This is a genomic window from Nocardia concava NBRC 100430, from assembly GCF_000308815.1.
Lineage (GTDB): Bacteria > Actinomycetota > Actinomycetes > Mycobacteriales > Mycobacteriaceae > Nocardia > Nocardia concava.
Map to the genome: position 1 here is coordinate 1 of NZ_BAFX01000127.1, position 11,739 is coordinate 11,739.

2 protein-coding genes are annotated in these 11,739 nt (G+C 71.8%); both read right to left on the minus strand.

The genetic code is table 11. From position 1 onward, the window contains the following. Window positions 1–9,046 (minus strand): non-ribosomal peptide synthetase (locus ON43_RS30190; protein WP_444543745.1); only part of this gene is annotated, 9,046 nt, incomplete at its 3' end. Window positions 9,047–9,329: 283 nt separating this feature from the next. Further along, window positions 9,330–11,739 (minus strand): condensation domain-containing protein (locus ON43_RS30195; RefSeq protein ID WP_040813038.1); only part of this gene is annotated, 2,410 nt, incomplete at its 5' end.

Below are 11,739 nucleotides of genomic sequence, written 5' to 3' on the forward strand. Positions count from 1 at the left end.
TGGCCGCCTCGCCGCGGCCCGCGATCGGGGTGCCGATGGCGATGTCGTCGGTGCCCGAGAGCCGGGCCAGCAGCACCGCCAGCGCGGTGTGCACGACCATGAACAGCGTCGCGCCCTCCCGGCGCGCCAATTCCGCCAGCGCGCGGTGGGTTTCGGCGGGCAGCTCGATATCGACGCGGCCGCCCTGGAAGGACTGCACGGCCGGGCGCGGCCGATCCGACGGTAGGTCGAGCTGATCGGGCAGTCCGGCCAGCGCCTGCTTCCAGTAGCCGATCTGCTTGGCGGCCAGCGATTCCGGATCGTTCTCGTCGCCGAGCAGTTCGCGCTGCCAGATGGCGTAGTCGGCGTACTGCACGGGCAGCGGCTGCCAGGCCGGCTCGACGCCCGTGGACCGGGCGGCGTAGGCCACCATGAGGTCGCGGGTCAGCGGCGTGACCGAGGAGCCGTCGCCGGAGATGTGGTGGATGACCAGCGCCAGCACGTATTCGCCGGGGGCGTCGGTGATCTCGAACAGGGCGATGCGCAGCGGCACCTCGGTGGTGACGTCGAACAGGTGCGAGGCCACCGCCAGCACCTCGCCCGTGACCTGCTCCGAGGTGACCCGGCGCAGCTCCAGCTCGGGTGCGGCGTCGGCGGCCGACAGCACCACCTGCACCGGGCCGCCGTCGGTCTCGGGGTAGATGGTGCGCAGGATCTCGTGGCGGGCAACGACATCCGATACCGCGGCACGCAGGGCGTCGATGTCCAGCGCGCCCGAGAGCCGCACCGCCGCCGGAATGTTGTAGGCCGCGGATTCGGTGTCGAAGCGGTTGAGGAACCACATGCGCTGCTGCGCCGAGGACAGCGGAATCCGTTCCGGGCGGGGCCCGGCCACCAGGGCGCGGAAGCGGCCGGTGCCGGTGGCCGACTCCAGGGCGGCGGCCAGCGCCGCCACCGTCGGGGCGTCGAACAGCAGCCGCACCGGGACGCGGCTGTCGAGGGCCGCGCCGAGCCGGGCGACCACCTGGGTGGCGACCAGCGAGTTGCCGCCCAGGGCGAAGAAGTCGTCGTCCAGGCCGACCGGGTGGCCGAGGCCGAGCATCTCGGTGAAGACGGCCGCCACGATCTGCTCGACCGGGGTCACCGGGGCCCGGAAATCGCGCGCCGCGAATTCCGGTGCGGGCAGCGCCTTCCGGTCCAGCTTGCCGTTGGCGTTGACCGGCATGACGTCCAGCACCACGAGCGCGGCGGGCACCATGTAGGACGGCAGTCGCGCGGCCAGGTGCGCGTCGAGCGCGCCCCGATCGATCGTGGCACCGACCGCGGCCACCACGTAGGCGGCCAGCATGTCACCGGTGTGCTCGGCCGAATGCAGCACCACCACGGCCTGATCCACCGATTCGTGCGAGGTGAGCGCGGCCTCGATCTCGCCGAGCTCGATGCGCAGACCGCGCAGCTTCACCTGGAAGTCGCTGCGGCCCAGGTAGACCAGCTGACCGTCGGCATTCCACTTCACCAGGTCGCCGGTGCGGTACATGCGCTCGCCGCGGCGGAAGGGGTTGGCCACGAAGCGATCCGCGGTCAGGTCGGGGCGTCCGACATAACCCCGCGCCAGCTGCGCGCCCGCCAGGTACAGCTCACCCACCAGACCGGGGGCGACGGGGTGCAGGCGCGAATCCAGCACGTAGGCACGGGCATTCCACACCGGGCCGCCGATCGGCACCGCACCGGACACCTCGTCGGCGACGGGTGCGTAGGTGGCGTGCACGGTGAATTCCGTGGGGCCGTAGAGGTTGTGCAGCTCGGCCGGGCTGACGGCCCGGAAGGCGTCGACGGTGTCGGAGGTGAGGGCCTCACCGGCCACCAGCAGCGCCCGCAGCGACTCGAGCCGGCTCGGGTCAGCACTGCCCGCGAAGACCCGCAGCATGGACGGCACGAACGAGGTGAGGGTGACATTGTGGGCCGCGATGACGTCGGCCAGGTACAGCGGATCGCGGTGTCCGTCCGGGGTGGCGACGACCATGCGGCCGCCGGTCGCCAGCGGCCCGAACAGTTCCCACACCGACACGTCGAAGGTGGCGGGCGTCTTGAAGAGCACCACGTCGTCGCCGTCGATCCCGTATTCGTCGGTGATCCAGCGGATCTGGTTCACCGCCGCCTCGTGCGACACCGCCACGCCCTTGGGGCGGCCGGTCGAACCGGAGGTGAAGATGACATAGGCGGTGTTCCGCGGGCGCAGCGGCGCGCGGCGTTCCACGTCGCTGACCGGATGGTCCGGATAGCCCGCGAGGATGGCGGTGTCGACCTCGACCACGGCGTGGTCGCCGGCGTCGAAGCTGTCGCGCGAGGTGGTGAGCACGCAGACCGGGTTCGCGGTGTCGAGCACGTGGGCGATGCGCTCGGCGGGCTGATCCGGATCCAGCGGCACGTACGCGCCACCGGCCACGAGCACCGCGTAGGTGGCGGTGACGAAGTCCAGCGAACGCCGGATGTGCAGGGCCACCAGCGATTCCGGCCCGACTCCGGCCGCGATGAGGCGGCGAGCCAGCCGGTGCACGCGGGCGGCGAACTCGGCGTAGCTGAGCCGCTCGCCGCCGCTGACCAGCGCGACCGCGTCGGGCGTGCGCAGCGCCTGGGTCTCGAACAGCGACACCAGGCTGGTGGTCGCGGCGCGCGGGAGTCCCGCGGCGATGTCGACGGTGGTGGCGTTCCAATCCGACAGCACCCGCTGGCGCTCGTCCACGGCCAGCAGGTCGAAGTCGCCGACCGAGCGCTCGGGATGGGTGGCCACCGCGACCAGGGTGCGGCGCAGGCGCTCGGCCAGCCGGTCCATGGTCTCGGGCACGAACAGGTCGGTGGCGTAGGTGAAGGCCGCCGAAATGCCCTGTGCCACACCGTCGGAGGTGGTGCGCTCGACCAGGGTGAGGTCCAGGTCGAACTTGGCCACCGGCACCGTGAGGTCGACGTCGGAGACGGTGACACCGGGCAGTTCGAACACCGCCGGGGTCATGTTCTGCAGGGTCAGCGACACCTGGAACAGCGGGTGCCGGGCCTGCGAGCGCGGCGGGTCCAGCAGTTCCACGATGCGTTCGAACGGCGCGTCGGCGTGCTCGAAGGCGGTCAGGTCGGTCCGGCGCACGGCGGCGAGCAGTTCGGCGAAGCTGGCGTTCGGGTCGACCTCGGCGCGCAGCACCAAGGTGTTGACGAACATGCCGATGAGCCCGTCGAGGTCGGCCTCGCCGCGGCCCGCGACGGGCGCGCCGATGGCGATGTCGCGGGTGCCGGACACCCGGGCCAGCAGCACCGCGAAGGCCGCGTGCATGACCATGAACAGGGTCGTATTGTGCTGCTGCGCAACCCGGATCAGGGCGGCGTGCACGTGCGGGTCGATATCGAAGGCGTGCACCGAGCCGCGTCCGGAGGCCACCACCGGGCGAGGCCGGTCGGTGGGCAGCTCCAGCTGATCCGGCAGCCCGGCCAGGGCCCCGCGCCAGTAGTCGAACTGGGCGGCCAGCAGCGAGCCGGGATCGTGTTCGTCGCCGAGGGTTTCGCGCTGCCACAGCGCGTAGTCGACGTACTGCACCGGCAGCGGCGACCACTGCGGCTCCTCGCCCCGCATGCGACCGAAGTAGGCGGTCATGAGATCGCGGGTGAGCGGTCCGCCGGAGAAGCCGTCGCCCGCGATGTGGTGGACCACGCAGACCAGGACATGGTCCTGTTCGCTCAGGCGCAGCAGCCGCAGGCGCAGCGGCGGGGCGGCGGTCACGTCGAAGGGCGCGAAGGCGATCTCGGAGACCACCTGCGCCACATCGGATTCGGTGACCTCGACCACCGGCAGCGACGGCAGCGCGCCGGGCGCGTCGACCGGCAGCACCACCTGGTGGCCGACACCGCCGTGCTCGGGATAGTAGGTGCGCAGCACCTCGTGCCGGGTCACCAGGTCGGCCACGGCGGCGCGCAGCGCGGGCACGTCCAGCGGGCCGGTGACGCGCAGCGCGATGGGCAGGTTGTAGGTGGCGGCGTCGGTGTCCAGGCGGTTGAGGAACCACATGCGCTGCTGGGCGTAGGACAGCGGGATCAGCTCGGGCCGCTGCATGGGCCGCAGCGGGGCGACACCCGAATCGGCCAGGGCGCCCAGGGATTTCGCCAGCTCGGCGACGGTGGGCTGCTCGAAGAGCACCCGGACCGGCACCCGCGCCCCCAGGGCCGCGCCCAGGCGGGCGACCACCTGGGTGGCATTGAGGGAGTTGCCGCCCAGTTCGAAGAAGTCGTCATCGGCGCCCACACGCTCGAGGTGCAGCACGGCCGCGAAGACCTCGGCCACGGTCCGCTCGGCGGCGGTGGCGGGCTCGCGGTACTCGCGGGCCTGGAACTCCGGCACCGGCAGCGCCTTGCGATCCAGCTTGCCGGAGGCGTTGAGCGGCATGGCTTCCAGCCGCACCACGGCCGAGGGCACCATGTAGGACGGCACCGATTCGCGGGTGTGCGCGAGCAGTTCGGCATCGGTGACCTGCGCGTCGGCCTCGAGCACCACGTAGGCGACGAGGCGGTCGCCGGTCTCGGCGCGCACCAGGCTCACCGCGGCGCGGTGCACGTCCGGATGTGCCAGCAGCACGGTCTCGATCTCGCCGAGTTCGATGCGCTGGCCGCGCAGCTTCACCTGGAAGTCGCTGCGGCCCAGGTATTCCAGCGCGTGGTTGTCGCCGTCGGCAACCCAGCGCACCACGTCACCGGTGCGGTACAGCCGCTGCCCGTTCGCGTGGGCGACGAAGCGTTCGGCGGTCAGCGCGGGCGCACCGAGGTAGCCGCGCGCCAACTGCACACCGGCGACATAGAGTTCACCGGCCGCACCGACCGGCACCGGCCGCAGCTGCCGATCCAGCACCAGGACACGGGTATTGGCGACCGGGCTGCCGATCGGCACAGCGACGCCGTGGGTGCGTTCGGCCGGATGGGCCGTGACCACGGTGGCCTCGGCCGGGCCGTACCAGTTGAGCAGGTCCGTATCCGGCAGGGCGGCAGCGAATTTCGTCGCGCTCTCGGCCGACAGCGCTTCACCGGCGGCGAATACCCAGCGCAGCGACGGATGCCGTCGAGCTGCCCCGTCGAGGTAGGCGTCGAGCATGGACGGCACGAAATGCACCGAGGTGACCGCGTATTCGTCGATCAGGCTCGCGATGTAGGCCGGATCCCGGTGCCCGTCCGGTTCCGCGATGACCACGGCCGCGCCGGTCTGCAACGGCCAGAACAGCTCCCAGGTGGAGATGTCGAAGGTGATGGGCGTCTTGTGCAGCACCACGTCGCCGGGCCGGTGCGGGTAGGTGCGCTGGGCCCAGCGGAACTGGTTGGCCATCTGCCGGTGCGTGATGACCACGCCCTTGGGGCGGCCGGTGGAGCCGGAGGTGTAGATGACGTAGGCGGCATTGTCGGGCCGCACCTCGGTGGGCACGACCTCGACCAGCGGGTCCGCGCCCGCGAGCGCGTCGACGAAGAACAGCGGTACGCCGGAGGCGGTTTCGAAGTCGTCGGCGGCGCGGGTGAGCACGCACACCGGCGCGGAACCGGCCAGCACGTACTCGTTGCGCTCGGCCGGATGGTCCGGATCCACCGGCACGTACGCGCCGCCGGAGCGCAACACGGCGTAGATGGCCACCACCAGGTCGATGCCGCGGCGCATGGCCACGGCCACCCGGGATTCCGGGCCGACACCGCGCAGGGTGAGTTCCTGGGCGAGGCGGCGGGAGCGGGCGTCGAGCTGGGCGTAGGTCAGGGTGGTGCGGCCGAACATGACCGCCGGGGCGTCGGGGTCGCGCGCCACCTGGGCGTCGAACAGCGTCAGCAGGGTCGAATCGTCCAGCAGCTCGGGCACTTCGGTGGCGTTGATCGTCGCCAGCTCGCGGCGCTCGTCGTCGAGCAGCGCGTCCACCGCGCTCACCCGGGCACTCGGGTCGGCGGCGATGCGGCCCAGCAGCACCGAAAGCCGTTGCGCGATGGCCTGTGCCGCGTCCTCGGTGAACAGGTCGCGCAGGTACTTCACGCCGAAGGACAGGCCCCGGCCGCGCGGCTGCACCATGACCGTCAGCGGGTAGTGGGTGCCGTTCACCGCGTGCGCGCCGAGAATGCCCGCGCCGTCGATGGGCGCGGCGGCGTCGTCGAGGGACTGCTCGTCCACCGGGAACGACGCGAAGACCACGATGGAGTCGAAAAGCCCGTCGACCCCGGCGATCTCCTGGATCTCGCCCAGCCCGACGTAGTGGTGGTCGAGCAGGGCGGCCTGCTCGTCCTGCAGCTTCCGCAGCACCTCGGCGACGGTGTCGCCCGCGCTCAGCCGCACCCGCACCGGAATGGCGTTGAGGAACAGGCCGATCATGGTCTCGATGCCCGCCAGCTGCGGCGGACGACCGGACACGGTGGCGCCGAACACGACATCGTCGCGGTCGGTGCTGCGGCCGATGAGCAGACCCCACGCGGCCTGCACCACGGTATTGAGCGTGACGCCCGCGGCGTGCGCGACCTCGGTCAGCGCGGCGGTGTCGTCCTCGGACAGCGCGAAGACGACTTCGCCGATGCCGGAGGTGATTTCGCGCGACGGGTCGACCGCGGCCAACGGGGTCGGCTCGGTGAATCCCGCGAGGGTCTCGCGCCACGCCTCGCGCGCCGCCTGGTGATCGCGGGCGGCCAGCCAGGCCAGGTAGTCGCGGTAGGGGCGCACGGCCGGGATCCGGGACGCGTCGCCCTCGGCCGCGTACAGCAGCAGCATGTCCTGGATGAGCAGCGGCATGGACCAGCCGTCGATCAGGATGTGATGGCTGGTGACGCTGAAGCGGTAGCGGTCCGCGGCGGTCCGGTACAGGGTCATGCGCAGCAGCGGCCCGGCGCTCATGTCGAAGTGCCGCGCCACGTCGAAGGCCATCAGGCGATCGGTCTCGGCGACCGCCTCGGCGGGCACCCGATCACTGAGATCGAGGTACTGCCAAGGCAATTCGACCTCGTCGAGGATCACCTGCAGCGGATTCCCGGCGCTGTCCTCGGCGAAGACGGCCCGCAGGTTCACGTGCCGGTCCAGCATGGCCCGCGCGGCGGCCTGCACACGCGCCACGTCGATCTCACCGGCCAGGTCCAGCGCGAACTGCACCATGTAGGCGTCGACCGAGGACTCGGCCAGCCGGGCGTGGAACAGCATGCCCGACTGCAGCGGCGTCAGCGGCCACACCTCGGACATGGTCGGGTACTGCTCGCGCAGCCGCGCCGCGTCGGCGGCGGAGAGCTCGACCAGCGGTCCGGTCGCGAGTTCCTCTGTGGTCGAGGCGTTCTCGATCGGCTCGGCGAGCTCGGCCAGCGCGGCCACGGTGCGGGCGGCGAACATCTCCTTGGGTTTGAAGCCCAGGCCGCGCGCACGCGCACGCGAAACGATCTGGATGGCGGTGATGGAATCCACGCCGAGCGTGAAGAAGTCGTCGTCGAGGCCGACCCGGTCCAGCCGCAGCACCTCGGCGATGACCTCGGCCACCGCCTGCTGCGTCGGCGTCTCGGGCGCGCGGAACTCGGTGACCTCGAGCTCGGGTTCGGGCAGTGCGCGGCGGTCCAGCTTGCCGGCGGGGGTCAGCGGAATCCGGTCCAGCACGATGATCGTGGCGGGCACCATGTGCGCCGGCAGCGTCTTCTCGGCCAGCGCCGCCAGCTCGACGGTGTCGATCGAGAAGCCCGGTGCGGCATGCACATAGGACACCAGTGCGGTGGCGCGCCCGTTCACCTCGTGGCCGACGGTCACCGCGAAGTCGACCGCGTCCGGCCCGGCCAGCACGGCGTCGATCTCGCCCAGTTCGATGCGCAGACCGCGAATCTTGACCTGGAAGTCGTTGCGGCCCAAGTACTCCAGTTCACCGGCGGCATTGGCGCGCACCAGGTCGCCGGTGCGGTAGAGCCGGGAACCGTTGTCCTCGAACGGGTTCGCCACGAAGCGCGCGGCGGTCAGCTCGGGTCGCGCGTGATAGCCGCGAGCCAGCAGCGCACCGGCGATGTACAGCTCGCCGGGGGCGCCGACCGGCACCGGTCGCAGCCATTCGTCCAGCACGTGCGCGGTGGCCCCGCGAATGGCGCCGCCGATGGTGACCGGCCGCTCGGGTGCGAGCGGGTCGGAGATATTGGTCGCGATGGTCGCCTCGGTCGGACCGTAGGCATTGTGGAAGCGCCGGGCCGGGTCCCCGGTCCAGCGGCGCACCAGTTCGGCCGAAATGGCCTCGCCGCCGCCGACGATGGCCTCCATGCTGCCGAGCTGGTCGGGATCCAGCGAGGCCAGCACCGAGGGCGTGATCAGTCCGTGCGTCACCCGCTCGCGGGCGATGAGGCGGCCCAGTTCGTCACCGCCGTAGACCTCGGGCGCGGTGACGACCATGGTCGCCGCCGCGCCCACGGCCATCAGCAGTTCCATGATCGAGGCGTCGAACGACGGGGTGGCGACGTGCAGCACCCGCGACTCGGGGCCGATGCCGAAGCGCTCCCGCATCTCGGCGGTCAGCGCGGCGATACCCGTGTGGGTGACCACCACGCCCTTGGGCAGGCCGGTCGATCCGGAGGTGTAGATGGCGTACGCGGCGTGCTCGGCGCGCAGCGGGCGCACCCGATCGGCATTGGTGACCGGTTCGGAGGGATAGCCCTGCGCGGCGGAGGCGATCTCGTCGGTGTCGAGTTCCAGCCAGGGCACCGCGGCCGGCAGCACGGACCGGGTGTCGGAGACGGTCAGGCCGAGCACGGCCCGAGAGTCGGTGATCATGTGCAGCACGCGGTCGGCCGGGTAATTGGGGTCGACGGGGACGAAGCCGGCGCCGGTCTTGGCGACCGCCCAGACCGCCACCACCGATTCGACCGAGCGGCGGATGCCGACCGCGACCAGATCCTCGGGACCGATGCCGCGCGCGATGAGCAGCCGGGCCAGCCGGTTCGAGCGTTCGTCGAGTTCGGCGTAGCCGATAGTGGCCAGGGTCGCATCCGCGTCGGCGAGCACGACGGCCGCGCCGCCGGGATTCGCCTCGACGGCCGACGCGAGCAGCTGCGGCAGCGTCGGGATGTGGGGTCCGCGGCGGGTCCGGGTGGGGCGTACGCGAGCCGTGCGGGTCATGCCACTACCGCCACGAACTCGTTCTTCCGGTCCCCGACCACCCGAATCATGCAGCTTGTCCTCATCCTGTCCGTTAATGCTCAACCGCGGCGCGCACCGACAACCTTCATCGGATTCACGCAGGCCGCGTTACTTTCGCCTCGGTCCGAGGCGGGGTAACGCGGGGGTTCCCCCAAGGAGTATTCAGTCCTGCGGGCGGAAGAGCTACTCCGGGCGCGTCAGGCGGAGGTCATCACGCCTCCCCGGCCGGATCGATCACGAGAATGGTACGCCCGTCCCAGGCGGTTGGGACCGGGAGACGATCCACCACGACGGCCGCGAGATCATCCAGTTCGGCGGGATCCACCCGGTTCAACACCTGATATTCGGCGAAGAGATGGGTGACCCATTCCTCGGTCAGTGTCTCGGCGAGTTCGGAACCGGGCTCGGCCAGGACCATTGACGCCCCGACACCGCCGGCGGCGATCACCTCGAGCACGGCGAACGGGTGGTCCGCCGAACCCGGCCAGAAGGTCCGGGCCTCGAAAGTCAGTTCCGATCCGGCGCGAATCCGGTCCACCAGCCCCGCCATCGCGTCATAGCCGAGCTGGGGGCGGCCGGGTGCGGCGAAGGCGATGTCGTCGCCGCGCAGGGCGCGGGTGCGGTGCGCGTAGGTGACCGGTCGGGCGGATTCGGCGGCGATCTCCGCGCCCACCCCGGAGTCGTCCAGCGCGAGCCAGTCGATACCGGGCGCCGCGGCCGGGCGTCCGGTGGTGAGGCCGACCTTCACGTCCAGTCCGGCCGGGGGCAGCCGGTCCACCGAGATCAGCGGCACCACGGCCGCACCGGCCTTGAGCACCGCCCAGGTGGCGATCACCAGATCGATGCCGCGATCCAGTCGCACGGCCACGCCGGTGCCCGGACCGCAGCCGCGCCCGATGAGGAAGCGGGCCAGCCGCGAGGAGCGGGCGTCCAGATCCTGATAGGACACCGCCTCCTCGCCCCAGACCAGGGCCGGGCCGTCCGGATCGTCCTCGACCGTGGCCGACAGCGACTGCGGCAGCGCGGTGCCGTACGCGGTGGCGGCCTGGACCGACACCTGCGCGGGCGCGGGCAGCGCCTGGGCGCGGGCGCGTTCGGCCTCGTCCAGCAGGTCGATATCGCCCACCGGCATGTGCGGGTCGGCGGCCACCGCGGCCAGGACGCGCAGCAGTCGCGCGCCGAGCGCCTCGATGGTGGACTCGTCGAAAAGCTCGGTGGCGTAGGAGAACACGACGGCGAGGTCGCCGGGTGTGCCGTCGGCGGCGGGCGGGTGCGGCTCGACGCCGATCTGCACATCGAACTTGGCGGCGGCCAGGTCGGCGTCCACCCCGGAGACGGTCAGGCCCGCCAGTTCGAGTTCGGCCACCTCGTTGTTCTGCAGTGCCAGCACCACCTGCAGCAGCGGTTCGGCGCGGCCGCCGGCGGGGGCGACCGCCTCCACGACGCGCTCGTAGGGCACATCGGCATTCGCGAAGGCCGACAGGTCGGTTTCGCGGGCGGCGGCCACCAGCTCGTCGAACGAGGCGGCGGGGTCGACGGCGGTGCGCAGGGTGAGCGTATTGACGAACATGCCGACCAGGCCGTCCAACACCCGCTCGCCGCGGCCCGCGACCGCGGTGCCGATGATGACGTCCGGATTGCCCGACATGCGGGCCAGCAGCACCGCCAGGGCCGCGTGCATCACCATGAACAGCGACGCATTGTGGCTGCGCGCGATGCGATTGAGTTCGGCGTGGATCTCGGCGGGCACCACGTAGTCGACCAGCGCACCGGCCATGGACGGCGCAGCCGGTCGGGGGCGGTCCAGGGCCAGCGGCCCGCGCGCGGGCAGATCGGCCAGCTGTTCCCGCCAGTACGCCAATTGCGCTGCGGCCAGCGAGTTCTCGTCGTCGTCGGAGCCGATGACGGCGCGCTGCCAGAGCGCGAAGTCGGCGTACTGCACCGGCAGCGGCGCCCAGCCCGGGGTCTCGCCCCCGGTGCGGGCCACGTAGGCGGTCACCAGGTCCCGGGCCAGCGGCGCGAAGGAGGCGCCGTCGGCGGCGATGTGGTGGGCCACCAGGATGAGCAGGTAGTCGTCGGGCTCGTCGCCGGTGAGCAGGCGCACCCGCACCGGAACCTGCTGTGCCACATCGAATCCGGCCAGCACCAGTTCCCGCACCCGCGCGCCGATGTCGTGGGCGCGCTCCACCACGAGCCCGCCCGGCAGCGCCTCGGCCACGGACAGGATCTCCTGGTAGGGCGGTGCGCCGGGGCCGGATTCGGGATAGCGGGTGCGCAGCACCTCGTGGCGGGTGAGCAGGTCCTCGGCGGCCTGGGCCAGGGCCGGGATGTCCAGCGCTCCGGTCAGGCGGATGACCATGGGGATGTTGTAGGCCGGGGAATCCGGATCCAGCTGATTGAGCACCCACATGCGCTGCTGCGCCAGCGACAGCGGCACGCGGGCGGGCCGCTCCCCCGCCACCAGCGGCGGTCGCGCACCGGCGGCCGCGCCCGGCACGATGCGCGCGGCCAGCCCGGAAACCGTTGCGGTCTCGAACAGTTCGCGCACCGTGACCGTGGCGTCCAGGGCCTCGTTGATGCGCGATACCGCGCGGGTGGCGACCAGCGAGTTGCCGCCCAGC